The organism is Actinosynnema sp. CS-041913 (genome assembly GCF_050942485.1).
Classification (GTDB): domain Bacteria; phylum Actinomycetota; class Actinomycetes; order Mycobacteriales; family Pseudonocardiaceae; genus Actinosynnema.
In genome coordinates, this window is sequence record NZ_CP192037.1 from 6,929,722 (window position 1) to 6,954,897 (window position 25,176).

The 25,176-nt window shown below is 70.5% G+C and carries 27 protein-coding genes; 6 read left to right on the forward strand and 21 right to left on the reverse strand.

All coding sequences use genetic code 11. From position 1 onward, the window contains the following. Positions 1 to 63: 63 nt before the first annotated feature. The 19 genes from ACQPZF_RS30935 to ACQPZF_RS31025 form a co-directional block, all read right to left on the reverse strand. Positions 64 to 3,309 (reverse strand): VWA domain-containing protein, encoded by a 3,246-nt coding sequence (locus ACQPZF_RS30935; RefSeq protein WP_433262970.1) that lies wholly within the window; start codon positions 3,307 to 3,309, stop codon positions 64 to 66. Positions 3,310 to 3,316: 7 nt separating this feature from the next. Next, a complete protein-coding gene (locus ACQPZF_RS30940) occupies positions 3,317 to 4,132 on the reverse strand; it encodes an NADase-type glycan-binding domain-containing protein (RefSeq protein WP_433262972.1) in 816 nt (271 codons plus the stop codon). A gap of 407 nt (positions 4,133 to 4,539) precedes the next feature. Beyond that, positions 4,540 to 5,079 (reverse strand): phage tail protein, encoded by a 540-nt coding sequence (locus tag ACQPZF_RS30945; protein ID WP_433262974.1) that lies wholly within the window; start codon positions 5,077 to 5,079, stop codon positions 4,540 to 4,542. Further along, positions 5,076 to 7,016: a putative baseplate assembly protein gene (locus ACQPZF_RS30950; protein ID WP_433262976.1), complete on the reverse strand. Its 1,941-nt coding sequence runs from the start codon at positions 7,014 to 7,016 to the stop codon at positions 5,076 to 5,078. The genes ACQPZF_RS30945 and ACQPZF_RS30950 overlap by 4 nt, the downstream gene beginning before the upstream one ends. Next, on the reverse strand, positions 7,016 to 7,426 hold the full coding sequence (locus tag ACQPZF_RS30955; RefSeq protein WP_433262978.1) for a GPW/gp25 family protein: 411 nt from the start codon (positions 7,424 to 7,426) through the stop codon (positions 7,016 to 7,018). Before ACQPZF_RS30955 ends, ACQPZF_RS30950 begins: the two co-directional genes overlap by 1 nt. Position 7,427: 1 nt before the next feature. After that, positions 7,428 to 7,709: a PAAR domain-containing protein gene (locus ACQPZF_RS30960; protein ID WP_433262980.1), complete on the reverse strand. Its 282-nt coding sequence runs from the start codon at positions 7,707 to 7,709 to the stop codon at positions 7,428 to 7,430. Positions 7,710 to 7,784: 75 nt separating this feature from the next. Continuing rightward, a complete protein-coding gene (locus ACQPZF_RS30965) occupies positions 7,785 to 9,602 on the reverse strand; it encodes a VgrG-related protein (RefSeq protein ID WP_433262982.1) in 1,818 nt (605 codons plus the stop codon). Then, positions 9,592 to 10,350, reverse strand: a complete 759-nt coding sequence (locus tag ACQPZF_RS30970; RefSeq protein ID WP_433262984.1) for a LysM peptidoglycan-binding domain-containing protein — start codon at positions 10,348 to 10,350, stop codon at positions 9,592 to 9,594. The genes ACQPZF_RS30965 and ACQPZF_RS30970 overlap by 11 nt, the downstream gene beginning before the upstream one ends. A gap of 4 nt (positions 10,351 to 10,354) precedes the next feature. Next, positions 10,355 to 10,786 (reverse strand): phage tail protein, encoded by a 432-nt coding sequence (locus ACQPZF_RS30975; RefSeq protein ID WP_433262986.1) that lies wholly within the window; start codon positions 10,784 to 10,786, stop codon positions 10,355 to 10,357. A gap of 12 nt (positions 10,787 to 10,798) precedes the next feature. Then, the gene (locus ACQPZF_RS30980; RefSeq protein ID WP_433262988.1) at positions 10,799 to 11,098 is read right to left on the reverse strand and encodes a hypothetical protein; all 300 of its coding nucleotides are present in this window, start codon (positions 11,096 to 11,098) and stop codon (positions 10,799 to 10,801) included. Between the two features lie 2,061 nt (positions 11,099 to 13,159). Beyond that, positions 13,160 to 13,318: a DUF6760 family protein gene (locus ACQPZF_RS30985; RefSeq protein ID WP_433262990.1), complete on the reverse strand. Its 159-nt coding sequence runs from the start codon at positions 13,316 to 13,318 to the stop codon at positions 13,160 to 13,162. Continuing rightward, positions 13,315 to 13,749, reverse strand: a complete 435-nt coding sequence (locus ACQPZF_RS30990) for a hypothetical protein (protein WP_433262992.1) — start codon at positions 13,747 to 13,749, stop codon at positions 13,315 to 13,317. Before ACQPZF_RS30990 ends, ACQPZF_RS30985 begins: the two co-directional genes overlap by 4 nt. 4 nt (positions 13,750 to 13,753) lie before the next feature. Further along, positions 13,754 to 14,197, reverse strand: a complete 444-nt coding sequence (locus tag ACQPZF_RS30995; RefSeq protein WP_433262994.1) for a phage tail protein — start codon at positions 14,195 to 14,197, stop codon at positions 13,754 to 13,756. A 13-nt stretch (positions 14,198 to 14,210) separates the two neighbouring features. Next, positions 14,211 to 15,731: a phage tail sheath family protein gene (locus tag ACQPZF_RS31000; RefSeq protein ID WP_433262996.1), complete on the reverse strand. Its 1,521-nt coding sequence runs from the start codon at positions 15,729 to 15,731 to the stop codon at positions 14,211 to 14,213. A 187-nt stretch (positions 15,732 to 15,918) separates the two neighbouring features. Next, entirely contained in the window at positions 15,919 to 16,335 is a 417-nt protein-coding gene (locus ACQPZF_RS31005; RefSeq protein ID WP_433262998.1) for a VOC family protein, read from the reverse strand. Between the two features lie 10 nt (positions 16,336 to 16,345). Next, on the reverse strand, positions 16,346 to 16,762 hold the full coding sequence (locus ACQPZF_RS31010) for a helix-turn-helix transcriptional regulator (RefSeq protein WP_433263000.1): 417 nt from the start codon (positions 16,760 to 16,762) through the stop codon (positions 16,346 to 16,348). Positions 16,763 to 16,917: 155 nt separating this feature from the next. Beyond that, positions 16,918 to 17,637 carry an eCIS core domain-containing protein gene (locus tag ACQPZF_RS31015; protein WP_433263002.1) on the reverse strand — a complete coding sequence of 240 codons (720 nt, stop codon included), beginning with the start codon at positions 17,635 to 17,637 and terminating at the stop codon, positions 16,918 to 16,920. A 151-nt stretch (positions 17,638 to 17,788) separates the two neighbouring features. Beyond that, complete coding sequence (locus ACQPZF_RS31020) at positions 17,789 to 19,780, reverse strand: ATP-binding protein (protein ID WP_433263004.1); 1,992 nt, start codon at positions 19,778 to 19,780, stop codon at positions 17,789 to 17,791. Beyond that, complete coding sequence (locus ACQPZF_RS31025) at positions 19,777 to 20,385, reverse strand: DUF4255 domain-containing protein (protein WP_433263006.1); 609 nt, start codon at positions 20,383 to 20,385, stop codon at positions 19,777 to 19,779. The genes ACQPZF_RS31020 and ACQPZF_RS31025 overlap by 4 nt, the downstream gene beginning before the upstream one ends. Before the next feature lie 235 nt (positions 20,386 to 20,620). Here ACQPZF_RS31025 and ACQPZF_RS31030 point away from each other — a divergent pair, with 235 nt between their 5' ends. After that, positions 20,621 to 21,466 carry an NPCBM/NEW2 domain-containing protein gene (locus ACQPZF_RS31030; RefSeq protein ID WP_433263008.1) on the forward strand — a complete coding sequence of 282 codons (846 nt, stop codon included), beginning with the start codon at positions 20,621 to 20,623 and terminating at the stop codon, positions 21,464 to 21,466. A gap of 35 nt (positions 21,467 to 21,501) precedes the next feature. Here the strand turns inward: ACQPZF_RS31030 and ACQPZF_RS31035 are convergent, their stop codons facing one another. Beyond that, the gene (locus ACQPZF_RS31035; protein WP_433263010.1) at positions 21,502 to 21,753 is read right to left on the reverse strand and encodes a hypothetical protein; all 252 of its coding nucleotides are present in this window, start codon (positions 21,751 to 21,753) and stop codon (positions 21,502 to 21,504) included. An 89-nt stretch (positions 21,754 to 21,842) separates the two neighbouring features. On the opposite strand from ACQPZF_RS31035, the gene ACQPZF_RS31040 reads away from it, so the two are divergent. From ACQPZF_RS31040 to ACQPZF_RS31050, 3 genes are all read left to right on the forward strand, one after another. Further along, positions 21,843 to 22,685 carry a helix-turn-helix domain-containing protein gene (locus ACQPZF_RS31040; RefSeq protein WP_433263013.1) on the forward strand — a complete coding sequence of 281 codons (843 nt, stop codon included), beginning with the start codon at positions 21,843 to 21,845 and terminating at the stop codon, positions 22,683 to 22,685. Positions 22,686 to 22,687: 2 nt separating this feature from the next. Continuing rightward, on the forward strand, positions 22,688 to 22,858 hold the full coding sequence (locus tag ACQPZF_RS31045; protein WP_433263015.1) for a DUF397 domain-containing protein: 171 nt from the start codon (positions 22,688 to 22,690) through the stop codon (positions 22,856 to 22,858). Between the two features lie 62 nt (positions 22,859 to 22,920). Further along, positions 22,921 to 23,097 (forward strand): DUF397 domain-containing protein, encoded by a 177-nt coding sequence (locus ACQPZF_RS31050; protein WP_433263017.1) that lies wholly within the window; start codon positions 22,921 to 22,923, stop codon positions 23,095 to 23,097. A 116-nt stretch (positions 23,098 to 23,213) separates the two neighbouring features. Here the strand turns inward: ACQPZF_RS31050 and ACQPZF_RS31055 are convergent, their stop codons facing one another. Beyond that, entirely contained in the window at positions 23,214 to 23,426 is a 213-nt protein-coding gene (locus ACQPZF_RS31055) for a hypothetical protein (RefSeq protein WP_433263019.1), read from the reverse strand. Between the two features lie 626 nt (positions 23,427 to 24,052). On the opposite strand from ACQPZF_RS31055, the gene ACQPZF_RS31060 reads away from it, so the two are divergent. Next, on the forward strand, positions 24,053 to 24,412 hold the full coding sequence (locus ACQPZF_RS31060) for an ATP-binding protein (RefSeq protein ID WP_433263021.1): 360 nt from the start codon (positions 24,053 to 24,055) through the stop codon (positions 24,410 to 24,412). Then, positions 24,409 to 25,155: a SigB/SigF/SigG family RNA polymerase sigma factor gene (locus ACQPZF_RS31065; RefSeq protein WP_433263023.1), complete on the forward strand. Its 747-nt coding sequence runs from the start codon at positions 24,409 to 24,411 to the stop codon at positions 25,153 to 25,155. Before ACQPZF_RS31060 ends, ACQPZF_RS31065 begins: the two co-directional genes overlap by 4 nt. The last annotated feature ends 21 nt before the right edge of the window (positions 25,156 to 25,176 follow it).

A 25,176-nucleotide genomic window follows, 5' to 3' on the forward strand; every position in this document is an offset into this window, starting at 1 on the left:
TGGGTGGCACGAGGCGGAAGGGTGGGGCGTGGTGCGTTCCCCGCTGCCCCTACGGGCAGCCGTTCAGCCACGTGCCGCGAAGTCGGGCGGTTGCAGGGTTCTGGGCACGACGAGGAACGGGTTCGACCGCACCGCGCCGAATCCGGGTCCGGCGACCGGGGTGGCCGCCAGCTCGCGTGGTCCGATCAGGTCGTTCTCGAACACCAGGACCTGGGCGTCGATCGTGCCGTCGGCGCGCACCGGGACGGTGCCGGGCTCGGCCGAGATGCCCACCGTCCAGGTCAGCCGCACGGTGCCGCCGGGCGGGAACCCGCCGCCCGTCACGCGCGGCACGAACCCGGTCGGCCCGACCAGCGGCTCGACGGCGATCCGCGGTTGGCGCACCAGGACCTGCGCGACGGAGGTGTTGTCGGCGGCGTCGTTGTCCGGCCCGACGCCCAGCACCGAACCGCCGGCACTGGTGTCCACGGCGGCCTTGGCGGGCAACGTGATCCGCACCTCGGCTTCCTGAAGGGGTTGCAGGACACCGATGTCGCACCCGGCGCCGTCCGCCGCGCAGCCCGGTGACACGGCCCTGGGCGGCAGCAACTGGGCCGGCAGCGACGTGACGATCCGGACGCCCGTCATCGGCGTTCCCGCGCCGTTGCGCATCTTGTAGACCACGGTGATGTCGTCACCGCCGACGAAACTCTCCGCCGGCAGCACGGCGACCGCGAGCGCGAGCGAGCCCGGTGTGACCGGGGGCTTGATTTCCTCGTCCACGGTGACCGCCACCTCGGCCCGGTTGTCGGCCGGGTTGACGTCCGGGCCCACTTCGGCCCGCACGACCTGCTGCCCCGCCGCGATCCCGGTGAGGGTGACCCGGATCTCCGCCCGCGACCGGGGTGCGAGCCGGCCGAGCGAACACGTCGTCCCGCCCGGGAAACAGGAGCCGACGGTCGTGGTGAGGCTGTCGACGCGCAGGCCCGGCGGCACGGTCAGCGTCACCGTCGCGGGCTGCGCGGCCGGGGTGTGGCCGGTGTTGGTCACCACGAACCGCGCGGTCGTGGTGCCCTCGAACGGAATCCGGGCGGGCGCGCCGGAGCCGGTGACCACGAGGTCCGGCAGCCGCTGGAACGCGGGGCTGCGGGCGTCCTGCTCGCCGAACGAGACCAGCTCCCGCTGCGGGCCGCCGCTGGGCGGCACGCCGAAGATCCGGCGCGGCCCCTCCCCCGACGTGTACCGGGAGAACACGATCAGCGCGCCGTCCGGCGACCAGGCGGGCTCCTCCGCGCCGTCGCCCTCGGGCACCAGCACGGTGGCGTTCCCGCCGGCTGCGTTCGCCACGCACAGGGCGTCCTCGTGTTGGAACACCAGCCGGTTGCCGTCCGGCGACCAGTCCGGGTGGCCGTCGACCCGGCCGCACGTCCGTCCGAACCGGATGGATAGGTCGGTCTGCACCACCGGTCCGCCGCCGACGTCGGCCAGCCAGAGGTCGCGGTACGGCACGTTCTCCGGGACGAACACCGCCACCACCGAACTCGCCCGTCCGGTCCGGCCGCCGCTGGTGGCCGTGCACGTGACGGTCGTGATGCCGACCGGGAACGACGCGCCGGACGTGGCGTCGCAGGACGGCGTGAGCGGCTGGCCCGTCGCGGAGGTCGCGGTCGCGCTGAACTCCACCGGCACCGGAACGCCTTGCGGGCTGGGCGCCGCGGCCCCGTTCACCACGACGGTCGGCAGCCCGGCGGCGGCCTCGGTGATCCGGATGGTCTGCTCGCGGCGGTCGGTGGGTTCCGCGCCGTTGAACAGGAACCGGACCGTGCAGCCCCTGGTGTCCCCCACCGCGCTCGCGGACGGGCCCGGCGGGTCCAGCCGCACCGTCTCCTGGAACGTCACCTCCGTGTCGCCGCCCACGGTCACCGATGGCGGCTGGAACGTGATGGAGACGCCCTGCGGGCAGTGCGCGACCGGCGTGACGGTCACCGGCAGGCTCCTGATGCCGCCGTCGATGGCCTGGGCGATCGCCTCCGGTTTCGCGCCGGCTTCGACCAGCGTGCCGCCGGTGTGGTCGACCAGCGCCCTGGCCTGGCCACGGGTGTTCAGGCCGTCGGACCGGGTCAGGATCGGCACCGCGACGACCTTGACGCCCCGCGGCTGCGACACCGGCGGGTACGTGCCGGTCAGGTCCTCCTTGACCTCGTCCAGCGAGTAGTAGGGCGGCGAGCACTCCGACGGGTTGCTCGGCGGGCTCGTGCCCGGTGGCGGGTCGCACGGGTCGCCCGCCTGCTTGCTGGTGGCGTCACCGGCGATCACGATGATCCGGCTCGCGCCCTCGGTGTTGAACACGCGGTGCCTGCCGGGGTCCGCCGGGTCCAGGTCACGGGTCAGGCGGTGCAGGCCGTTGAACCAGTCTTCCGACAGGATGCTGCCGCCGCCGAACGCCTGGAGCTTCCTCTCGTCCAGCAGCACCTCCCGGATGCGCGCGGCCGTGGCCAGGTTCTCCACCAGCTCGTAGCGCAGAGGACCGTCCCAAGTGTCCTTGTAGGACGCCAGACCGAAGCGTGCGCCGGGGTCCTTCGCCGTGATGGCGTCCATGACGGCCGGGATCTGGAGCTTGAAGCTGGCCAACGCGGTGCCCATGGAACCCGTGGTGTCCAACAGGAACATGATCTCCGGCAGCCGTGGGAAGGTCGGGGTGCGCAAGGTGGCGCTCGTGGTGAACGACCCGCCGAGCGGCGTGGACCCGCCGACCGAGCGCGGCGTCACCAGCGGTGTGTCCAGGCCTTGGCTGTTGCGGCTGAACGCGATCGTCCCGCCGTCCGGCGACCAGGCGGGCGTGCTGTCCTGGCTGCGCAGGTGGTCCGGCTTCGGCACGCTGGACAGCAGCACGCCGTCCGAGACCCGCACGATGCCGATCGAGTCGCCGTCCGTCACCGCCAGCCGCGTGCCGTCCGGGGACCACGACGGCTCCGACTGGCCCTCCCGGCCGCTGAGCCGGCGAGCGTTCGAGCCGTCCGCGTCCGCGACCCAGACCCTGGCGGGCTGCTCCGAGCCGGGGTACTCGGTCCACGCGATGCGCGTGCCGTCCGGCGAGTAGGCGGGGTCGCTCTCGTGCGGCCGGCCTCCGCGGGTCACGGCCTGCTGGTCGCCACCGTTCGCGTCCGTGCTCCAGAGGTCGCCGGGCCCGCCCCGGCTGGCCCCGATCCGGTACGGCTTCAGGGGCTCCGCCTGCGCGTTCGCGATCGACGGCCGGTCGGCGAGCAGCAAGCCGCCCAGCAGCACGCCGACCACCGCCACCGCGGTCGCTCTGCTCGTCCGTCCGATCACCACTGCCTCATTCCACCGTGAAGAACTCGATTTCGGAGATGGCCACCTCGTTGCCCTGCAACGACCTGTGCAGGGACTTCACGAACACCTCGACCGACTCGGCGCCCTCGCTGTGCTCGATCTTCACCGGCTGCGCGTCGGGTGTGTCGGCGAGCGTGAGGTCGAACGTCCGGCCCGTCGAGTAGACCAGGTGCACCTTCTCCGGCCGGTGCGCCGTCTGGAACTTGTCGCCGATGCCGATCTGGAAGATGGCCCGCTTGACGTCCACCGGCCGGTCGAAGTTCAGCACCAGCGCGGGCAGTTCCGGCTCGACCGGCGCGGCCCAGTAGGTGCTCTTGACGTTGTCGGCGGCCAACCCCGCCGCGTGGCCCGGACTTTCCGCCGTCGCGGTGATCGCACTCGGGCGCACCGGCTTGGGGTCGTTGGAGAACCAGTCCTTGACCTCGCGCGTGGCCGAGGTCGCCTGGTCGTTCACCGCCTGCCGGAACGGGCTGTACAGGCCGTAGAGGCCCACGCCGGCGAGCAGGAGGATCGCCAGCGCCCAGCGGACCACCCGGCCGATCACCCGGCCCGGCGAGCCGCGCCGGCGATGCCGGGTGCCCGCCTTGGCCGGCTCGCGGCGGGGGAAGATCCGGCGCCACCACTTCTCCTTGACGACCTGCGCCTCCACCAGCTCGTGGCCGCAGCGGGCGCAGAACCGGCGGGTGGGCGCGTTCGCCTCGCCGCACTGGCCGCAGATCAGGTCGCCGGCCTGCGGGACGCGGCGCTCGGTCAGCCGGGGCTTGTGGCCGGGCGGGGCCTGGCGCTCGTCCGTGGGCTGCATCGCACCGGGCTGCTGGGCTTGCGGTTGCTGAGCCTGCGGTTGCTGCGGTTGTTGCTGTGGTTGTGGTTGCTGTTGAGGCGGCTGGCCTTGCGGAGGGCCTTGCCAGCCGGGCGGTGGCGGTCCTTGCCATCCCGGTGGCGGCCCCTGCCATCCGGGCGGCGTCGGACCCGGCCAACCCTGCGGCGGGCCTTGTGGTGGCCGCCCCGGCTGCGCCTGCCACCGCTGCGGTTGGCCCTGCTGACCCTGCTGGTTCTGTTGGCTCTGCTGGTTCGGCTGGCTCTGCTGGCTCTGCGGCGCTCCGGGCACCGGTTGCGCGGCCTGTTTCGGCTCCCACTCCAGGTAGGTGCCGCACGAGCCGCAGAACTCGGCGCCCTCGGCGTTGCGTTCGCCGCACTGCGCGCAGACAATCATGGTCCCCCAACCTCCAGTTCCACCACGACGTGCGCGGGCACGGCGTCGGCGATCGCGGCGGCCAGCCGCACCCGGTCCACTGTGGACGGGTCGGCCACGCGCACCCGGACGGTGACCCGGGCCGGCCCGGTGTCCGGCAGCGGCAGGCCCGCCCGGTCGGTCGACGTGCAGCCGCCGCTGTCGAACACCTCCACCCGCCCGCCGGTCAACAGGCTCACGTGCTCCATCAGCCCCCGCCGCGTGCCGCGCCAGCGGTGCAGCCGCACGGCCGTCGCGACCAGCAGCCGGCGGTGCTGGGTCGACCAGCCCTCGCCGACCTCCAGCGCCACCCAGTGCGCCAGCCAGTCCAGGAAGTCCTCCGGCGCGACCCGCGGGTCGAGGTAGCCCGCGAAGCCGTCCAGCGCGGTGAACACCGGGGCCAGCACCTCGTCCAGCGCGGCGAGGAAGTTCTGGGTGAACCGGTCCTCCACGTACACGCCGGGCAGCCGGTCCGCCAGCGGGTGCGGCGTGGGCAGGGTCGGTCCGCCGGTCCTCATCGCGCCACCCGCACCTGGTGGCCGTAGGAGAACGCCAGGCCGTTGGGCGGCAGGTCCAGCCGCGCGACGGCGTTGCCGCGCTCGCCGGTCACCGGGTTCGCCCCGAACAGCTTGATCTCCTCGACCAGCTCGACGCCCGGAAGCCGTTGCAGCACCGCGAACACCTCGCCGGACTGCACGGGCCGGCCGAACGGCCAGCCGTCGCCGTCCGGGCCTCCGTTGATCGGGTTGAAGTAGTCGTACAGCGCCTGGACGCACCGCGTGCGCAACACGTCCTCCGGCGTGCCGGCACGGGCCCGGAGCTGCGCGACGACCGTGACGCCCTGGTAGAACGGCGGTTCCACGGACACCCGCGCGCCGATGCACCGGCGTTCGTCCAGGAACCGCTCGATCCGCTGCCGCGCCTCGGCACTCGGTTGCAGGGCGCCGAAGTCCGACTCCTCGTTCAACCCCACGGCAGGCACGACCAGGACCCGCACGGCGGCCGAACCAGGCCCGGCCGGCACGCACCGGACCCGGGCGATCTCCGGCGCGGCCTCGCGGGTCAGCAGCTCGTAGTCCTCGGCGGTCACGGCCCGGTCGCGGGTGCGCAGCACGAGCGGGCCGCGCAGCGCGGCGTCCTTCACCGACTCGCCCGCCACACCGCCGCTCGCGGGCTCGCGGTTGGTCACCGAGCTGACGAACGGCACCGGGTCGCGCTGCACCTGGAGCAGGCTGCGCGCGACGTTGCCGCGCAGACCGCCGCCGGTCCGGTACTCCGGCACCCGGATGGCGGCCGACTTCCCCGGCACCGCGCCGTAGTTGCGGACGCTGCCGTCCGGCTGGCGGATCGCCGGGCCGAAGATCACCTCGCCGCCGACGCGGTCCAGCACCACGTGCCGGTCCCGCGGACCGGACTCGGCGAACGACCGGACCTCGGTCCACTGCTCCCAGCCGTTCGACGTGGCGACCTCGACCACGAGCGTGCCGTCGTCCACCACCACGGGGGTGCGGGTGAGCTTGAACCGTTGCCCCGGAACGCCTTCCGACACACCGACGGTCTCGCCGCGCACGATGTCGGCGTGCGTGGCGTCGGTCGTGCCGCCGATGGTCGCGGCGGTGACCGACAGGAGTTTGGGCGACTTCTGGTAGAACGGCCGGTCCGCCGCCGGTTCGGTGGCACGGCAGCGCAGCCAGCCCGCGCGCCGGCGGGCGACGACCGAGGCGGTGTGCGTGCGCGGCACGTGCACCACGACGTCGCCGGGCGTGTTGAAGCCGCCGGTCGAGTCGCGGTCGACCTCGCACTTGGTCCAGCCGTTGCCGTTCCACGCCTCCCACCGCCACGGCGGGTCACGCGGGTCGACGCCGCGCCCTTCGGCCTGCGCCTCCACGCGGAGCAGCACGGCGCAGCCCGGCACGGCGTTCGACAGTCCGAACAGGACGGTGTCGCCGGGTGCGGGCGGTTCGGCGAAGCACTCGGGGGCCTTGCCGTCCTTCAGCTCGTCGGTGCGGTCGGCGGGCGGGATGGTCGAGTCGGCGATCGCGGTCACCAGATGCGTCAGCTCGCACGGCACGATCGACAGCTCGCGGTCGACGGTGAACACGACCGGGTCCTCGATCTCGCTGCGCTCGGTCGCGACCTGCGCGCCGCTCGGCACCACCACCGGCACCTCGCGCGGCGCGGACAGCCAGAACGTGACCTCGGCGCGGGCGGCGGTGGGCGGGAACAGCTTGACCCCGATCAGGTCCAGGAACCGCAGGTAGTGCAGGTCCGGCACCCGGTTGAGCCGGTACAGCAGCTCGTCCACCATGTGCGCGAACGCCTCGATCAGCGTGACGCCGGGGTCGGACACGTTGTGGTCCGTCCACTCCGGACAGTGCTGCTGGACGCGGCGCTTGGCCTCGTCCACGAGGTCCTGGAAGCGCCGGTCGTCCAGGTTCGGTGTGGGCAGCGACATCAGACGCCCTCCTCGTCGGCCTCGTGCGGCGGGATGACGTAGAAGGGGAACACCAGGTTGCGCGGGTCGTTCGTGCCGCGCAGCGCGTACCGGATGTCGATGAGCAGCGTGCCCTGGTCCACCTCGTCGAAGCCGACCGACACGTCCGCCAGCGTGATCCGGGGCTCCCAGCGTTCGAGGGAAAGCCTGACCTCGTAGGCGATCCGGCCCGCCGTGGCGGCGTCGGCGGGCGCGAACACCAGGTCGTGGATGGCGCAGCCGAACTCCGGCCGCATCGGGCGCTCGCCCGGCGCGGTGGCCAGGATCAGCCGGATGCTCTCCACGATCTCGCGCTCGCCGCCGACCAGCGCCACCGAGCCGGTCGCGTCGGTGTGGATCGGGAACGCCAGGCCCCGTCCGATGAAGTCCACGTCACCCTCCGATCATGACGGTCGGGCAGCCCAGGACGATCGGCGCGCCGCACGCGGACAGGTCGCCCATCCGCGCGGCGGGCCGCCCGCCGATCAGCACGGTCGGGCAGCCGGGCGGGAGCAGCGCGGTCGGCGGATGCGGTGGCAGGCCGGGGAAGGAGCAGATGTGCGGGTTGCCCACGACCGCGGCGGGCATCCCGCCGACGAGCACCGTCGGCACACCCGGCGGCCCGACCACGCCGGGGTGACCGGTGGGGTCGCCGACCCTCGCCGCTGGTGGCATGTCCGCCTCCCTCAGTTTGACCCTGCCCTTGGTCGATCCCGACCCGGTCGACCGCGACCTCAGTCGATCTCGACCTCAGTTGATCTTGACCAGGCTGCCGCGCACGGTGAGCACGCCGCTCGCGGTGACCTCGGTCTGGCCCTGTCCCGCTACCGACACCGTCGCGCCTTCGACCTTCACGCCCGCGGTGCCGTTGAGCTTGAGCTGGGCGCCGGCCTTCACCTCGACGTCCGTCTGGGCCTGCGCGGTGATCTTCTGGCCCTTGAGCTCCAACGGCCCGGTGCCCGCGTCGATGGTGATCCCGTTCTGCGCCTTGACCGTCACGGCCTTGCCGCTGGTCACCTCGATGACCTGGGCCTTCTGGTCCAGCTTGACGACGAACTTCCCGTCACCGCTGGAGATCAGGATGCCCTCGTCCTCCACGAACTCGACCTTGTGCCCCTTGCGGGACACGAACCCGCGGGTGGTCACCTCGCCGCTGTTGCCGTCCACCGGCTCCTTGGTCAGCTTCGGCGCGGTGTCCTTGCTGTTGTAGAGCCCGCCGAGCACGTACGGGGCGTCGAAGTCGCCGTGCTCGAACCCGACCAGCACCTCGTCGCCGACCTCGGGCAGCACCAGCGAACCCCGACCCTGGCCGGCCCCGGTGTGCACGGTGCGCGCCCACCCGCTGGTGAAGTCGTTGGACAGCCACGGGTACTTGACCTTGACCCGGCCGAGTTTCGCCGGGTCCTTGATGTCCGAGACCTCGGCGGGCACCAGGCCGGCGCGCGCGCCGTTGCCGCCGCCGCTGTTGGCCAGCCCGTAGAGCGAGCGCTCCTGGCGGCCGGACACGGTGAACTCCGTGGTGTAGCCGACCTGCTCGGCGAACAGGTGCCGGGTGCTGGTGAGCGTGTACTTGCCCGCGAACGGGTCGCCGATGTTGGTCAGCGCCACCGCCGTGCCCGCGCGCAGCTTGGGGTTGCCGCGCGCCACCCCGGCCAGTTCCGCGCACGCCCCGCCGAGCTGCGAGCCCAGCGCCGCCGCGACCGCGTCCACCTCGGCCTGCCCCCGGTACGGCCCGGTGGCCAGGAACGGCGGGCTGTTGAACTTCCCCGCCAGGTCGACGGGGCTGACGCCGGTGATCTCGGTGCCGGTCATGTCGGGCTTCTTCGTCGCGGAGACTTCCTTCTTGTTCTCGTAGTCCCAGCCGCGCACCTGGACTTCCGGCACCTGCTCGGCGGCGGTGATCGCGGCCCGCAGCGACAGCAGCGTGCGGTGCATCTCCAGCACCAGCGGGTTGCTCTTGGCCTTGGCCGACTTGTCCGGCGCGCCGGCGGGTTTCTCCGGTAGCTGGAAGTCCAGTTTCCCCTCCACCACGGCGATCTGCGCGCCGACCGCGGCGGCGAGCCGGGACAGGAACTCCCAGTCGCTCAGGTTGTCCTGGCTGATCTGGGTCTGCGGCCGGCCGCCGAACCCCTTCACGTCGTCGATCTGCCCGATCGGGATCTGGGCCCGCTGGGCGACTTTCCGGACGATGTCGGCGACGGTCATGTTCGGGTAGGCGGCGGTGCGGCGGCCCCGGAACAGCCGGTGCGCCAGGTCGTAGCCGCGCACCTCGGTGAACGTGCCACCGCTGTCCAGCTCCACGCCGACCGCCGTGACCTCGCCGCTCATCAACGGCTGCGGCCCGCCGGGGTCGGAGGTCTGCACCTTCAACGCGATCTTCGCGCCGATCTTGAAGTGCGCCTTGTCGAGCACGACGTGGCCGGGGTCGCGGAAGCGCAGCACGAACACGTCCGGCAGGTTGCGGCTGTCGTCCACGTAGGCGTGCGTCAGCAGCGGTTTGACGTCCTCCGGCAGCGGGGCGGACTCGACCTCGATGACGAGGGAGTTCGCGAAGCTCTCATTGGCCATCGCGGATCTCCTCCAGTGCCGGCACCAGCAGCCGGGAGCCGGGCCGCAGCCGCATCGGGTCGTCGATGTCGTTGGCCACCGCGATCTCGCGCCACAGCTCGGCGTTGCCATAAGCCTTGTACGCCAACGACTGGAGCGTGTCGCCCGCGACCAGCACGTGCGAGTCGCGAGCGGCCAGCGCGCCGGACGTCGGGTTCTGGCCGCCCTGCTCGCCGGAGATCTCCTCCAGGTTGACCGTGCAGGTCGCACGGACCGGCGTGCCCGCCGGCGTGAACAGGGTGTACTTCGCGCTGACGCTGGAGACGTACGACGGGAACCCGGTCATCCCGCCCCACTTGAAGATCACCCAGGGCGGCGAGCCCTTGCCGTGCTGGCGGCTGTCCTCGGTGGGGACGCAGCAGGCGAACAGCCGCTCGACCTTCCTGACCACGCTGTCGTCCATCTTCTCGGTGGCGTCGAGGAAGAGTTCGAGCGCGAGCTTCGACGGGTCCGAGCCCTTGAACTCGGGCGGGCCGCTCTTGGCGTTGTTGGGCTGGCGGCTGCGCTCCCACTTGGCGTTCTTGGTGAGCGAGAGTTCCTTGGGGTTGAACTGGAACGCGATCTCGTGCAGCAGTCCGCCGGGTTTGGCGGCACTGCCGGCCTTCGGCGGGCTGTGCACGGCGAGCACGGCCTTCTGGAGGTTGTTCGGCGCGGCGTAGCTGGTGACCTTGGACGCGCCGGCGGACGTGAAGGTGATCGGGGAGGCCATGCCGTCACCTCGCCGACGTCAGGAAGCCGTGGTGCGCGAGTTCGAGCGTCTCGGTGGCGACCTTGGGCGAGTCGGCGGACAACTGCGGCCCGCTCCACCGCACCGGGACGACCCCGGACAGCGCCCAGCTCGCGATCACCGTGCCCCGCAACGTGCGGGCCTCGATGATCGCGGTCTTGCGGGAGATGCCCGCCGCCATGCCGGCGATCCACTTGATGATCTTGTCGGAGTCCTTGGTGACCGGCCGCGACAACTTCACGTTGGAGTACTTGATCCGCGTCGGCAACTGCCACACCATCCCGTTGTTGCCGCCTTCTTCCCGCTGCTCGATGGTGAACTCGATGCCGAGCCCGTCACAGCTATTGAACGACCCGAGGCTCTCGTCGTCGATGCGCACCACGAAGCACACGGCAACCGCCTCTTCCACTTCAGCCATCGCCAAGTCCTCTCAGTGCCACCGATCCGTCAACACCCCGCGCCGTTCGCGGTCCAGCCAGAGTTCGGCTTTGAGCCGCCGCAACAACGGGTCGTACAGCTTCTTGACCAGCTCCTCCGGCTCCTGCCCGACGGGGGCCGGTCCGACTGCCTGCACGGGAGCCGCCTGGGCTTGCGGTGGCGCGGACTCGACCGCCGGGGCCGGCTCGGCGGCCGGGGTGGGGTCGGCGGTGACCTCCCGCGCTACAACGACTTCGGCCTGCGACTCGGGCGCTCGCTCGGTCCGTTGCACGAAGTAGGCCGAGGACGCCATCGGCGCACCCAGGCCAGGGCGTCGTGCTTCGGTCGGACGGCCGGCGGAAAATCGGCCGGGCACCGGATCTTCAACGGCTGCATTTCCGATTATGGGAGTTCCAGCCATGGAAGCTGTGACGGGGGAACTCCCGGCCACCTGATCGACCGAGACCCGCTGCACAACGCCGCCCACTCCGCGCCCGCCAGCCTGGACCGGCCCTGCTCCCAGCGTGCTGCGGACCGGACTGTGGTCGGAACGGTGGTCAGCGCTGTAGTCAGGGCTGTAGTCAGAGCTGTGGTTCAACGGCGCTTCGCTCAACACGGGATCAGCGCCCACCAGCGGCGCGGCGGTCTCCTCTGAAGGCACTCGCTGCACACTCGGAAGTTGCGCACTCGGAGGCTGCACACTCGGAAGTTGGACACTCGGAAGTTGCATACTCGGAGTCGATCCGACCCTCGGCAGCCCCAACCCGAGCCGGGGCGCTACCGGCTCGACACCGGCTCGCACCGATTCCACACCGGACTGCCGAACCACGGGTTCGAGACTCGCCACCGTCGGAAGGTCGCGAGTCGACCCGGCTCCATGATCTTCGAAGCGCTGCGGTGTCACGGATTCGGACACACCCGCCACCACAGGATCGGACATGCGAGCCACTACCGGTTCGGCGCGCGCGACAACCGGCGCGGACCCGACCTCGACCACGGGCTCCGACACCGGCCGAGTGGACCTCTCAGCTTGAGAAGCCTGTACTTCCTGCCCGACCAGTCGCGCGGGCAAGGGGGCCGCACCCGACTCCGCCAAGCGCGCGACGACTATCTCTGGCCCAGTCCCCAAGACGGATTTCGACGCACTCTCCCCAACCGGCCCGTCGGAAACCATCGCAGACTCCGGCACCACACCGATCTCCGGCAGGCGCGACACGGAAGGCTTCGGGTTGGGCGGCACGACGGTCTCGGCGACACGCTGCACGGAAGGCTCAACCACTCGCTGCGCGACCCCGTCGGCCACACGTGGTACGGCAGGCGCAGCAATACGGGGCACAATCGACTCAGATGAGCGGGGCGTTGCAACTCCAGGTGAAGGCGGAGCGCTGGGCCCGGCATCAAGCGCAACCTCCGGCATCCGTTGGACCGGGGACTCCCCGAGCGTCGGACGTGCATCAGATCCGGAGTCGGCGAACGATGCAGCCTCCTGAGGCCCACCAGGCTCCCCCGCGAACTCAGCCTCCGCCACGAATCCGGCCTCCGGCGCGGTCTCGACCGGGCCCGCCACCGACGCGACTTCACCCGCCGAATCACCGACCACATCCGGCTGCCCGGCAACCACCGGCAAATCAGCCCGAGCAGCATCCGGCGGAGTACTCACCGGCGCATTCACCGATGCGCCTACCGAAGCACTCGGTGACGCGCTCCGCTGCACCTTCAGCGGTGCGCTCACCGACGCACTCGGCGGCATGCCCGGCGACGAACTCGGAGCAACCGGCACAACCGCCCCGACACCCGCCTCAGCCCGGAGCACCGAACCCGGAACCTCCGCAGCCAACTCGTCCCCGAGCACAGGAGCCTCAGCCGCCGACGCCCCAACAACCGACGTCTCAACAGCCGCCTCACCAGCCGACGCCTCAGCAGCCGACGCCTCAGCAGCCGCCTCACCTCCAGCCGCCTCAGCCCCCGCCACCTCACCCCCGGCCACAGCCCGCTGCACCGGAGCACCCGGCGAGTCAGCCGACCAAGAAGTCCGCAAAGAACCGAGCAGCCGCTGCACCACCGACCCCCGAGGCCTGCCCCGCACAGCAACAGGCATGTCGACCGGCGCCCCGGGCACCCGCACCGGACGGACCAAGCCGTCGATCACACCGGACGGCTCCCGAGCCTCCACGAGATGCGCCAACGGAGCCAGGTAGGCAGGCGACCGCCAAGAAGCCAGAGAGCCCGAGAACCGCTGCACCGGGTTCACCAGAGGGTGCTCCGGCACGACGCGCTGGATCGGCGGCAGCATCCGCCACTCGCCGCGCAGCACCGGTTCGGCGCGTGCCGCGGGCTCGGCACGTGGTTGCCTGCGCCATGGCCACATCGCGGTTCACCGCCCCTGGCTTATCCGTGTGTTGATGCGCGCGATCTCGGCCACGTACCGCAGCCGGTCGGGGTGTTCCATGTCCAAAATGGACTCCCACGACCAGTGGAAGTGGTACGCCACGTACGCGACCTCCTCGTGGAGGCGGTCGGCCGCGTACGTCACGATTCCCCCAGGCGCCCGCCCGCGACGTCCACGCTGAACCCGTGTCCGCACTCGGGGCAGGCCACCGCCGCGCGGGTGTGGCCCTCGCTGTTGATCCTCCGGTACATGTCCTGCAGGAAAGCCAGATCCGACGCGAACAGGTTCTCCACGACACCCACGTGCACGTCGGTCACCGTGCCGATCCGCTCGATCACCCTGGCCAGCAGCACCACCGTCAGGTAGGCCGCGTTCTCCCGCACCCGGTCGTCGCGCAGCGGCACCAGCTCGTCCCGCGCGGTGGCCAGGCGCATCACGCCGGACCGGTGCACGACGCCCGCGTCGTCCACGTAGCCGCGCGGCAGTTCGAAGGCGAACTCCGTCCGCATCGCCGACTCCGGTGCGGCCGGCGCCTCGGGAGCGGGTGCGGGGACCGCGGACATCACCCTGCGCATGGCGTCACTCGATTTCAAGCTGCTCGTAGGTGATGACGAGCTTCTCGGTCAGCACGCTGGTGTCGCCGGCCTTCAAGGTGCCGATCTCCAACGACTTCGGCCACGCGTTGGTCAGCTTGTAGCGCTTGATCGGCTGGCCCTCGTAGTCGTAGACGATGATCGCGCCGCCCTTGCGGGCGTTGACCATCTTGCCGAAGTGCGAGTCCTTGACCCACTTCTCGAAGCTGTTGTCGGACGTCAGGCCGCGGGTCAGGGTGACCTCGCCCGCCTTGGGCCTGCCGGGCAGCTTCTTGATCATGTACTTGCCGTCGTTGGTGTTCTGCTTCAGCTCGATGACGTCCTGCTCCATCTTCAAGCCGGAGACCTCGGAGATCTGCTTGATCGCGACGCCGTCGACTTCGAGCCCGAACGAATGGCCGACCGAGGTGTCGAGGTCGGGAAGGGCCATGACTCAACCGCCTTTACTCGTTGACGAGGCTGGTGCCGCCGGAGATCTGGGCCAACCGGAAGATCACGAACTCCGCGGGCTTCACCGGCGCGATGCCCACCTCGCAGACCACCTGGCCGAGGTCGATGCTCTCGGCGGAGTTGGTCTCGCGGTCGCACTTGACGTAGAACGCCTCGTCCGGCGTCAGCCCGAACAGCGCGCCCTTCCGCCATTCCGTGACCAGGAACGCGCTGATGGTGCGCCGGATCCGGGCCCAGAGCGCGTCGTCGTTCGGCTCGAACACGACCCACTGGGTGCCGTTCAGGATGGACTCTTCGAGGTAGTTGAACAGCCGCCGCACGTTCAGGTACCGCCACGCCGGGTCGGAGGACAGCGTCCGCGCGCCCCACACCCGGATGCCCCGGCCGGGGAACGACCGCACGCAGTTGACGCCGATCGGGTTGAGCAGTTCCTGCTCCGCCTTGGTGAGCTGCGTCTCCAGCGCCACCGCGCCGCGCACGACCTCGTTGGCGGGCGCCTTGTGCACGCCGCGCGTGCCGTCGGTGCGCGCCCACACGCCGGCCATGTGCCCGCTCGGCGGCACGAACACGTGCTCGTCGCTGGCCGGGTCGAAGATCTTGATCCACGGGTAGTACAGCGCCGCGTACTTCGAGTCGTAGCCCGCCTCGTTCTGCCGCCAACTGCGGACCTGCTGCGGGTTGAGCCCGGGTGGCGGGTCGAGGATCGCGATCCGGTTGCCCATCAGCTCGCAGTGGGCGATGATCGCGAGCTGCACGGCTTTCGCCGACTCCAGCGTGATCAGGCCGCGTTGCAGCGAACTCATCAGGTCGGGCACCGAGACCATGGTGATCTCTTCGATCGCTTCCAGGCCACCGAACCCGGTGCGGTCCGCGACGTCGCCCACGTAGTCGTCGGCCGCGATCTTGCGCGGCACGGGCGACCCGGCGGGCGCCTCGGACAGCGTGACGGCGCCCTTGTCGGGCTTCGCCAGCGCGGTGGAGGCGGTCTCCTCGATAGTGATCAGGTTGGACTTCTCCTGCACGACCGTGACGACGTTCTCCTTGGTGCGCTTGGTGGTCACGTTGTGCGTCTCGACCACCTTGCCGTTCTGCTTGACCAGCAGCGTGAACCGGTCGTCCGGCGGGTTCTCCCCGGCGGCGTCGGCCACCTCGACGGAGAGGTCCGCCGCGCCGACCTCCTTGGCGCGGACGCGGTAGCCGCCCAATGCGGCCTGCGGCCCGGTCGGCTCGGCGCCGTTGCCGTTTCCCCGCTCGCCGCCGATGCGCACCACGTAGCAGTTGGTGCCGCCGTTGAGGAAGTACCCGTAGACCGACTGCGCCAGGTAGCAGTCCTCGACGAAGTCGCCGAAGGTCTGCGTGTACTGGGCCCAGTTGGAGACCAGGGTCGGGGTGTTGAACGGGCCACGTGCCGCGAACCCCACGAAGGCGGCGACAGCGGTGCCCACGCCCTCAATGGGCCGCGCACCCGCCTCGACCTCCTCGACGTACACCCCCGGCGAGAGATAGGTGGGCATTGCGTTGCCTCCCAGAGTCGTGCGGGACCGGGTCGTGCGGAACCGGCTGTAGGCAAATGCTGCGGCCCGCCGGGCACGTGGCGAAACGACCATGAGGATGGGCCAGGGGGAACCGTTGACTGCCCGAAGAGGCAGCCGCCCCCGGGCAGCGGGAACTGCCAGGGGGCGGCTGCCCGTGATGGTCGGCTTACCGCTTGCGGGGCTGGTTGAAGCGCAGCATGTTGCCGGAGGGATCGCGGAACGCGCAGTCGCGGACGCCGTACGGCTGGTCGATCGGCTCCTGCAACACCTCGCCACCCGCCGCGCTGACTCGCTCGAACGTGGCGTCGCAGTCGTCGGTCTGGAAAATGACCCCGCGCAGCATGCCCTTCGCCAGCAATTCCGCCATGGCCTGCTTGTCGGCGGGCGAGGCGTTCGGGTTCGCGAGGGGCGGTTCGAGGACGATGTCCACATCGGGCTGTGACGGTGAGCCCACGGTCACCCAGCGCATTCCTTCGAACCCGACGTCGTTGCGCACCTCCATGCCGAGCACGTCCCGGTAGAAGGCGAGCGCCTTGTCGTGGTCGTCGACGGCGATGAAGCACTGTGAAAGCGTGATGTCCATGCGGACAACGCTACGAGCGCGGCCCGGGTTTCGCTTCTCCATTCCTGATCGGGCGGGTGTGGATCTTGGCGACGCAGGCCGGGATGGCCGCGCCATCGTCGTGGGAACGGGCCCGGTAGGCACTCGGGCTCTCGCCGACCAGCTCGGTGAACCGCGTGCTGAACGACCCCAGCGACGTGCAGCCGACCGCGAAGCAGACCTCCGTCACCGACAGGTCACCCCGCCGCAGCAGCGCCTTGGCCCGCTCGATCCGGCGCGTCATCAGGTAGCTGTACGGCGTTTCCCCGAACGCGGCGCGGAAGCTGCGGGAGAAGTGACCGTCCGACATGAGGGCGGCCCGCGCCAGCGCCGGGACGTCCAGCGGCTCGGCGTAGTCGCGGTCCATCGTGTCGCGGGCCCGGCGCAACCGGACGAGGTCCTCCAGCATCACGCGTCCACGATCTCACAGCCCCGGCCACCCGGTGCTGTCGGCGTCTCCACTATCGACCCATATTTCACCCGAAATAGGCCCGAATCAGGTGAACAGTCGATTCGCAATGGTTTTCATCATGCCATCGGGCGCAATTCACAGCGCCGCGCTGACTACTCGGCGACTTCTTCCTCTTCCTCCCGCTGCACATAAGTCTGCGCGGCCGGGGCTTCTTCCTCTTCCTCGGCGGGCACGTCCTCGCGCTGCAACGCCGCTTCCGCGCCGTGGTCGTGGTCCTCGTGCCGCTGCACGGCGGGCGCGGCCGGGGCCGACATCACGTGATCGGCGTTGGCACTGGCTTCCCGCTCGAACCGGTCGGACGGGTCGCTCACCTTCACGCCGCCGCCGGCGTCCGTGCCGTCGACCGGGCCGCTGCGCTGCTGCACGACGTGGGTCAGCTCGTGCGCCAGCATGTGCTTGCCCGCGTCCGAGGACGGGTCGTACTTGTCGCTCTGGAACACGATGTTCTCGCCGACCGTGTAAGCCTGGGCGTTGACCGACCTCGCCGACTCGTGCGCCGCGCCGTCGGTGTGCACGCGGACACCGGAGAAGTCCTGGCCGAAGCGCGATTCCATGTCCTCGCGCACGCCCACGTCCAACGGCGCGCCGCTGGACCGGACCACGTCGTGCACCGGGGATTCCTCTTCCACCAGGGTGCTCGCGCCCGCGTTGCCGACGGCCCGTTGCAGGCCCAGCATCCCGGCCGGCCCGAGGATGTCCGGGCGTCCGGCCGCCGCCGCACGACCCATCAGGTCGTGGTCCTCGCGCTCTACCCGATCGCCCTTCGGGCGGAACGCGCTCTCGCCCTCGTGCTCGTGCCCGTGTCCGTGCATGGTCGCCCCCACGTATCAGAGGTGTCGCCCTAGAGCATGGTCCCGGCGCGCGACGAGCACCAGCCTCGGCCGCACGCCCGAACGGGCGGTCTCGACTGCCCGGAAGGGCATCCACGGGGACCTGGAGCACGGTCGCGGCACGTGGCTCATGTCACGACACCACCAGGTCCAGGTACGGGCCGAACTCCCGCGCGCCGACGAGCCGCCCCAGCTTGCGGTACTCCCTGGCCACCGCGCCGACCACCTCGGCCATCCCGACCGGCCGCCCGGACTCGGCCGCCAGGTACGCGGCCGTCACGGCGGCGGAGCGGATGTGCCCGCCCGCCAGTTCGAACGCCGACGACAGGAAGTCCAGGTCCACCTCGGTGCGCGGGGCCGTCGTGCCCAGACACTTGTCCCAGAGCGCGCGCCGCAGGTTCTCGTCCGGCACCGGGAAGTCCACCACGACGTCCAGTCGCCGGGTGAACGCCTCGTCCAGGTTGGCCCGCAGGTTGGTGGCCAGCACGGCGATGCCGTCGAAGGTCTCCATGCGCTGCAACAGGTATGCGCTCTCGATGTTGGCATAGCGGTCGTGCGCGTCGCGGACTTCCGACCGCTTCCCGAAGATCGCGTCGGCCTCGTCGAACAGCAGCACGCCGTTGACGCCCGCCGCCTCGGTGAAGATCCGCTCCAGGTTCTTCTCGGTCTCGCCGACGTACTTGTCCACCACGGTCGCGAGGTTCACCGTGTACATGTCGAGCCCCAGCGACGCGGCGATGACTTCCGCCGACATCGTCTTGCCGGTGCCCGAATCGCCCGCGAACAACCCCGTCACGCCCCGCCCACGACCTCCGCCGGGGCGCATCCGCCATTCGTCGATGACCCGGTCACGGTGCCGGGCGCGGGCCGCGAGTTCTTGCAGCAGACCGACGACACCGCTGGGCAGCACCAGATCGTCCCACGTCACAGCGGGCTCGATGCGGCGTGCCAGGCGTTGCAGACCGGCCGCGTTCTGGCTGCGCGCCCCGGCCCGCAGGTGCGCCATCGTGACCACGCCGCCGTCCACCAGCGCCGACACCGACGCGGCCTGCGCGGCGCGGGCGATCTGGCTGGGGCCCAGCACGAAGTGCGCGGTCGCCGTGGCCGGGTCGACGCCGGGTGCGAGCTTGCCGTCGAGCCGCTCGCGCCACAGGTCCGCGCGGGACGTCACGGTCAGCGTCGCGGCGTCGTGCAGCAGCGGCGGGTCGACACTCCATTGTGGATTCCACACTTCGGGGCCGTGCACCAGCAGCGGGACGGACGGGTGCGTGAGCGGTCGCAGCAGCGGCTCGTCCTCCACCGGCCCCAACACCACGCCCGCGCCGCGCAACACCGCCTCCCTCAGCACGGCCGTCGCCAGCTCGGAGTGATCGGGCTCGGCACGCAACCGCGCGGCGTCCACTTCGAGCACGGAGAACCCGGCGTGCGTCAGGGCGGCCGACGCCAGCTCACGCGCCCCGCCACCCGGCCGTTCCCTCAAGTACGCCAGGCGGACCTTGGCCCGCAGCCCCCGCACCAGCCGCCCGACGTCGGCCGCCGGCACCGGGTCGTCCACCACGCGGGCGACGCCGGCCAGCGCCGCGTCCGGCCGGTCGTCGCCCAGCAGGTGGTTGACCACCCGGTCCGGCACCCGCAGCGAACGGGACAGGAAGGGCCGTTCCCGGTCCTCGACCACGAGCAGCCCGGCGGCCACCAGCGGTGAGGACGGGTCGAGCCGGGACCGGCCGGCGGCGGAGGCCTCGGGCAGCCCGCAGAGCCGCAAGGCCAGCCCCGCCGTGGCACGCCGCCGGGTCACGTCGTCGTTGAGGTAGCCGTAGAACTGCTCGAACCGGCTGTCCACGTCCGGAGCCAGTGCCACCAACAGGATTTCAATGTCCAAACCGGACAGTCCGGCCACTTCGGCCAACCGGCCGAGCCGCCCGGCCGACACGGAGGACTGGAACGGCACGTAGGGCTCGCGCCGGGACGCGAGCAGCGCCTCGATGGCCTCGTCCGACAGGTAGAGGCCGCGGAACGGGTCGTCCGGGTTCGGGTCGGCCTCGCGGCGCGCGGCGACCGCGTCCCGGATGCGCCGCTCCAGGGCCGCGAGCCGGGCGAACAGGTGCGGCAGGCTGCCGGTGTTCACGTGTGCCTGCGGGTCATCGCCGGCCGGTGGGCGACCGAGTCGTCGCCCATCTCCAGACGCATCCCGTCCTCGACCGGCGGGCCGGCCGGGAAGACGCGGCCGGAGTCGACCGGCGAGGACACCACGACGTCCAGCGACGGTTTCAGCTCGCCGCCCAGCGCGGTCCACACGTCGGCGAACGCGCGGTCCTCGGGCGGCGGCAGCGCGACCGTCATCGGCACCGGGAGTTCCAGCGCGGCCAGCGTCCCGCTGAGCAGGCCGGTCGGCACCGACTCGTGCCGGATGAAGCCGACCAGCAGCTCGGACAGCAGCCGGTGCTCGTCCTCGGACCGCTGGGTCCACGCCGTGACGAGGTAGGACAGCTTGATGTAGCGCGGCGGCAGGCGGCGCGAGACGACCTGGCCGTTCTCGTAGTCGTTGAGCAGCCCGCGCTGCCGGCGGCGCATGTCCTCGCGGATGTCGTAGAGGTAGACGTTGACGGTGGGCGCGTTGCGGCGCGCCGCCCAGTCCTTGGTCGGCGCGTCGAACGCGACTTCGACGTCCGTGCCGCGCAGCGCGTCGTCCCGGACCAGTCGGCGAAGGGCCTCGTCCACCTCGTGAATCACGCCTCCACCATGGGGTTCGGGCAGGTCGAGGTGCAGCGACGCGACGGCGGACCTTGGGGCAGCGCCGGCTGCCCGCGAGGGCAGGGTGGGCCGGGCCGGCACCTTGTTTTACCCGCAATTACCGCATAAATACGGAAGTTCGACTTCACACGAACACGTTTCCCGCGTATTGATCTTGGCTCGTTCGGTGCTAGTGTGCGGCGCCAACCAGGGATCCGGAAAGGATTTGTGAGCAATGGACGGTCGGCACCACCGGGCTCGCACCAGCGCTGACCACCCCGAAAGTGAGCCGACTACCTCCAAAACAACCATCGCACTAGCCCGGTGGGCCGGTGCGGCCACCAGCCTGGCGGGCGCCCTCATCGCCATTCTGACATTTCCGACCACGGTGCTGAAAATTGTCGGCGCGGCGGTCTGCGTGATCATCGGCGCGACCGTGCTCGCCACCTCCCGCGACCGGGACAGACCGTCCACCGCCCTGCTCGCGGGCCTGTCCACGGCCAGCGTCGCGACCCTGGTCCTGGCAATAGTGCTGGGCAGTATGGACATGTCGCCGCGGGCAACTCCGGCCAACGCCGCGAGCACCCCGCCGCCGTCCACCACGTCGACACCGAGCGAAACGATCGGCACCGCGCAGTCCGTGCCGCTGACGCCGCCGAACGCCGTCTCCCTGGCGGATCTGAAACCGATCGAAAACGAAGCCAACGAGAATCTCTGGACAACCGGCGCGACACGACTGCAAGGCGTCCCGCACGACAAGGCGATAGCCGTCACCGGCGCGTGGTGCGGAGCGACCCAGGTCGAGTTCGCACTGAACGCGCGATTCGAGCGGTTCACCGCGTTCATCGGAATAGCCGACGACTCCGCCGAAACCAAACCGCTGGACTTCTACGTGCTGGCCGACGGCAACCCGGCCGACTTCCCGGCGGTCGGCAAGACCTCGCGAATGGTGGACATCCCGGTGGCCGGCGCACAGCGGCTGACCATCGGCGTCCGCCCGCCGACGGGTGACGCCAGCAAGTGCCCCGGCCCGGAACGCGTCGGCGTGTGGGCCGATCCGCTGCTGACGCCGGCGAAGTGACCGCTGACGGGCGGCCACTCCGCCGGCCCGGCTGGTCACTCGGCGGACACGTCCTCCGGCAGGTCCTGGACGTCCTCGAACCACGACGTGATGTTGTCCAGCGCGGCGGACACCAGTTCGGCCTGCCGGGGCGTGATGACGATGACGTGGCCGTCCGAATCGGTGACCCGGACGTGCGGCAGCGCGAGTTCGATACTGGCCGGCCCGAGGTCGCCGTAGGCGGGGATGGTGAATTTCCGGCCGAGCGGGAGCTGGGCCATGTGCGCGAGCTGCTGTTGTGCGTTCATAAATGCACACTGACACGTTGCAACAGGTGCAATACATAGCCCAATCGTGTTATTGCCGATCAAAGATCAGCTCGACCACCATGGGCCTCATGCCAGGTAACGCCTACACCTCCGTGCGCTCCCGCACGGTCGCCAACGCGCTCCGACTATATCGTGAGCAACATGAGATGAGCTGCGAAGACGTCGCCGGGATGCTCGGCGTGTCGGCCAGCAAGATCAGTCGGATGGAGACCGGGAAGAGCGGCCTCCAACTGGACGACGTGGCCGCGCTGCTGGGTTTCTACCAGGTGCCGGGGCCGCGTCGGAAAGAGCTGATGGACCTGATGCGCAGGGGTGAGGAGATGGGGTGGTGGGAGCGTCAGGCCGGTCTGCCGAAACTGTGGCGCGCACTCATCGACTTCGAGAACAAAGCGTTGCGCATACACAACTACGAACCACTGATGATCCCAGGTCTGCTGCAAACCGCCGAATACACCCGAGCACTGTTCAAAGCCGCTGAACCGACGGTCACCGACCACGAGTTGGACACCCTGGTCACCAGCCGGATGGCGCGCCAGACATTGTTGTCTCGAAGCAACGCCCCGCAGTACCTCGCAGTAGTCCATGAGGCCGCGCTCCGCGTCCAGGTCGGCCAGCCTGCGGTCATGCGCCGCCAGCTTCGCCACCTCCTGGACGCCGCCGAACACCCGAACGTCACCGTCGTCGTCGTACCGATGTCCGCCGGCATGAACGCCGGTCTGCGCGGGCCGTTCGTGATCCTGGAGTTCCTGCACGAACCGGCGATCGTGCACGTGGAGAACCAGATCACGGCCATGTTCCTGGAGGAGGCAGTCGACTTGGAGGGCTACCGCCTTGCTCTGCGCAATATTCTCGGAGCGGGTCTTGCACCGGGTGCAACGGCCGACCTGCTGGCAGAGCTGATCAAGGAGTGACCGTGGACCTCACCCGTTGGCGCAAGAGCACCCGTAGCGGCACCGCGTCGAACTGCGTCGAACTGGCCCGCACGGAGCAGGCCGCAGCCATCCGCGACTCCAAGAACCCCACCGGCCCAATCCTTGCGTTCACCTCGAAGTCACTGGCCACGTTCCTGAACACTCTCAGGTAGTCGAGTCCGGGCCGACCCGCGTCGCAGGCCTGCCCGGCACGCACACCAATCAAGGAGTGACCGTGGACCCCACCACCGCCTGCTGGCGCAAGAGCACCCGCAGCAGCGACGTCGCCAACTGCGTCGAACTGGCCCGCACCGAGGAGGCCGCAGCCATCCGCGACTCCAAGAACCCCACCGGCCCGACCCTGGCCTTCACCGCCAAAGCCCTCACGACGTTCCTCACCGCCGTCAAGTAACGCAGGTCGGGGCCGGCTCGTCCCCCGAGCCGGCCCGCCCCAACAGCGTCACGGGTAGCAGTGCTACGAGAACTTGTGCCCCTCCGATGTAGGACCGCTGAAGAAGTCCACCAAGGTCACCCCGGTGGGCGCGGCCGGAACACGCCGCGTGGCTCGACAATCAGGAAGACCACGATCAACAGTCCATAGAGGACGGCCTCGACCTGGAACACCGTGACCGCGCCCGTCGCAGCGGGGCTGATGAACGGCAGCACCGTGGGCAGTTCCCGGGTTATGCGCGGCAGCAGGTTGCACGAACCCAGGTCGAAGAAACCGTTGACCACGAACAACCACCGCTTCCTCCTCTTGTAGTGCTCGACGTCGCGGAACGACGAGACCGTGCCCTCGCCCCGCAGCCCCAGGTGGGAACTCGCGCACGTCCTCGTCGGCCGGCAGCGCCGCGGCGGGCTCGTCCATCACCACCCGGTCGGTCTCCAGCACGTAGCCGTGGTCGGCGACGGGCAGCGCCATGGCGGCGTTCTGCTCGACCGGCAGGACCGCGGTGCCCTGCTCGTTGATCCGCACGAAAAGGTCGCGGATCTGCCGGACCACCAGCGGTGCGAGACCCGGGCTCGGCTCGTCCAGCAGCGGGTAGCGCGACTCGGATATCAGGGCGCGCCCGCGTCTCGCCCGCGCCGTTCGCGCCGAGGAGGGCGACTGTCCGCCCTTCGGGGATGCGCAGCCGCGCAACACCGGCATCACATCGGCGTAGACCAACTCAAAGTTGCACGCCTCCAGCACCAGCGCCTCCGGAGTGCCGGGAAGGCGGCCGGTATGACCCCGATCACACCGTTACCTACCACTGTTCACGAACCGTGATGTCGGGGCGGTCGACCCGGTCCGGCTTTCTCGATTCCGATGCCCAGTCCTGTGTGGACGGGGTGTAACGGGGTGACGGCTCGGGTATGCGCCATCCATGGACGGCGGCGAGATCGAGCTCCGGCTGGCAGCGGGGCCCGCCGGCCTGTCCACCGTGCGGGCGGTCGCGGGTGCGATCGCCCGGTCCACCCCCGAACTCGCGATCGACCTGGTCATCGCGGTGGACGAGGCCTGCACCACGTTGATCGCCAAGGCGCGCGACCACGCCGTGCTGGCCTGCCGGTTCGTCCGAGACGGTGATTCCGTTCGGTTTCGCGCACAGGTCCGCTCCTCGGCCGTGACCGTGCCCGACCACCGCTCGTTGTACTGGCGGGTCGTCAGCTCGGTGACCGACACGGTGGCCACCTGGGTGGACGGAGAAGGCCTGTTGCAGGTCGAGTTGAGGTGCCGGGCATGAACGCGGTCGACTACCAGCCGCTGTTCGTGGAACTGGCGGCGACGCAGCGTGACGGCACGCGCTATGCGCAGTTGCGCGACAAGCTGGTGACCGAGCACCTGCCGCTGGCCAGGCACATCGCCGACCGGTTCGCCGAACGCGGCGAGTCCGTCGAGGACCTGCGGCAGGTGGCCGCGCTGGGGCTGATCCACGCCGTCGACCGGTTCGACGTGGGCCGCGGCATCGACTTCCTGGCGTTCGCGGTGCCCACCATCACCGGCGAGGTCCGGCGCTACCTGCGCGACCAGGGCTGGGCGGTCCGCGTGCCCCGCCGGCTCAAGGAGCTGTGCGTGGCCATCGACACCGCCCGCGTCGACCTGGCCCGCCGCACCGGCCGCTCGCCCAAGCCCTCCGAGGTCGCGCGGCACCTGGGCATCAGCGTGGACGAGGTCTACGAGGGCCTGCACGCCACCTCCGCGCACCACCTGCTGTCGCTGGACGAGCTGGCCGGCGGCGGCGAGCTGGACAGCGGCGACCACCTGATCTTCGACGACCCCGCGCTGGAGGTGGTCGAGCTGCAGCACGCGCTGGACCCGATGCTGCGCGGCCTGCCCCGGCGCGAGCGGCGGATCGTGGTGCTGAGGTTCTTCCGCGGCATGACGCAGAGCCAGATCGCCGACTCCGTGGGTGTGTCGCAGATGCACGTGTCCAGGCTGTTGAGCCGCTCACTGGCCCGGTTGCGGAGTCTGCTCGATGATGAATGACGGAGCGAGAGGGGTGCACGC

Bases quoted from the DNA above. Each gene is read 5' to 3' on its own strand.
- ACQPZF_RS30940 (WP_433262972.1), bottom strand. From the start codon at position 4,132: ATGCAGCCCACGGACGAGCGCCAGGCCCCGCCCGGCCACAAGCCCCGG.
- ACQPZF_RS30945 (WP_433262974.1), bottom strand. From the start codon at position 5,079: ATGAGGACCGGCGGACCGACCCTGCCCACGCCGCACCCGCTGGCGGAC.
- ACQPZF_RS30950 (WP_433262976.1), bottom strand. From the start codon at position 7,016: ATGTCGCTGCCCACACCGAACCTGGACGACCGGCGCTTCCAGGACCTC.
- ACQPZF_RS30960 (WP_433262980.1), bottom strand. From the start codon at position 7,709: ATGCCACCAGCGGCGAGGGTCGGCGACCCCACCGGTCACCCCGGCGTG.
- ACQPZF_RS30965 (WP_433262982.1), bottom strand. From the start codon at position 9,602: ATGGCCAATGAGAGCTTCGCGAACTCCCTCGTCATCGAGGTCGAGTCC.
- ACQPZF_RS30970 (WP_433262984.1), bottom strand. From the start codon at position 10,350: ATGGCCTCCCCGATCACCTTCACGTCCGCCGGCGCGTCCAAGGTCACC.
- ACQPZF_RS30975 (WP_433262986.1), bottom strand. From the start codon at position 10,786: ATGGCTGAAGTGGAAGAGGCGGTTGCCGTGTGCTTCGTGGTGCGCATC.
- ACQPZF_RS30980 (WP_433262988.1), bottom strand. From the start codon at position 11,098: ATGGCGTCCTCGGCCTACTTCGTGCAACGGACCGAGCGAGCGCCCGAG.
- ACQPZF_RS30990 (WP_433262992.1), bottom strand. From the start codon at position 13,749: ATGCGCAGGGTGATGTCCGCGGTCCCCGCACCCGCTCCCGAGGCGCCG.
- ACQPZF_RS30995 (WP_433262994.1), bottom strand. From the start codon at position 14,197: ATGGCCCTTCCCGACCTCGACACCTCGGTCGGCCATTCGTTCGGGCTC.
- ACQPZF_RS31000 (WP_433262996.1), bottom strand. From the start codon at position 15,731: ATGCCCACCTATCTCTCGCCGGGGGTGTACGTCGAGGAGGTCGAGGCG.
- ACQPZF_RS31005 (WP_433262998.1), bottom strand. From the start codon at position 16,335: ATGGACATCACGCTTTCACAGTGCTTCATCGCCGTCGACGACCACGAC.
- ACQPZF_RS31010 (WP_433263000.1), bottom strand. From the start codon at position 16,762: ATGCTGGAGGACCTCGTCCGGTTGCGCCGGGCCCGCGACACGATGGAC.
- ACQPZF_RS31015 (WP_433263002.1), bottom strand. From the start codon at position 17,637: ATGCACGGACACGGGCACGAGCACGAGGGCGAGAGCGCGTTCCGCCCG.
- ACQPZF_RS31030 (WP_433263008.1), top strand. From the start codon at position 20,621: ATGGACGGTCGGCACCACCGGGCTCGCACCAGCGCTGACCACCCCGAA.
- ACQPZF_RS31035 (WP_433263010.1), bottom strand. From the start codon at position 21,753: ATGAACGCACAACAGCAGCTCGCGCACATGGCCCAGCTCCCGCTCGGC.
- ACQPZF_RS31040 (WP_433263013.1), top strand. From the start codon at position 21,843: ATGCCAGGTAACGCCTACACCTCCGTGCGCTCCCGCACGGTCGCCAAC.
- ACQPZF_RS31060 (WP_433263021.1), top strand. From the start codon at position 24,053: ATGGACGGCGGCGAGATCGAGCTCCGGCTGGCAGCGGGGCCCGCCGGC.
- ACQPZF_RS31065 (WP_433263023.1), top strand. From the start codon at position 24,409: ATGAACGCGGTCGACTACCAGCCGCTGTTCGTGGAACTGGCGGCGACG.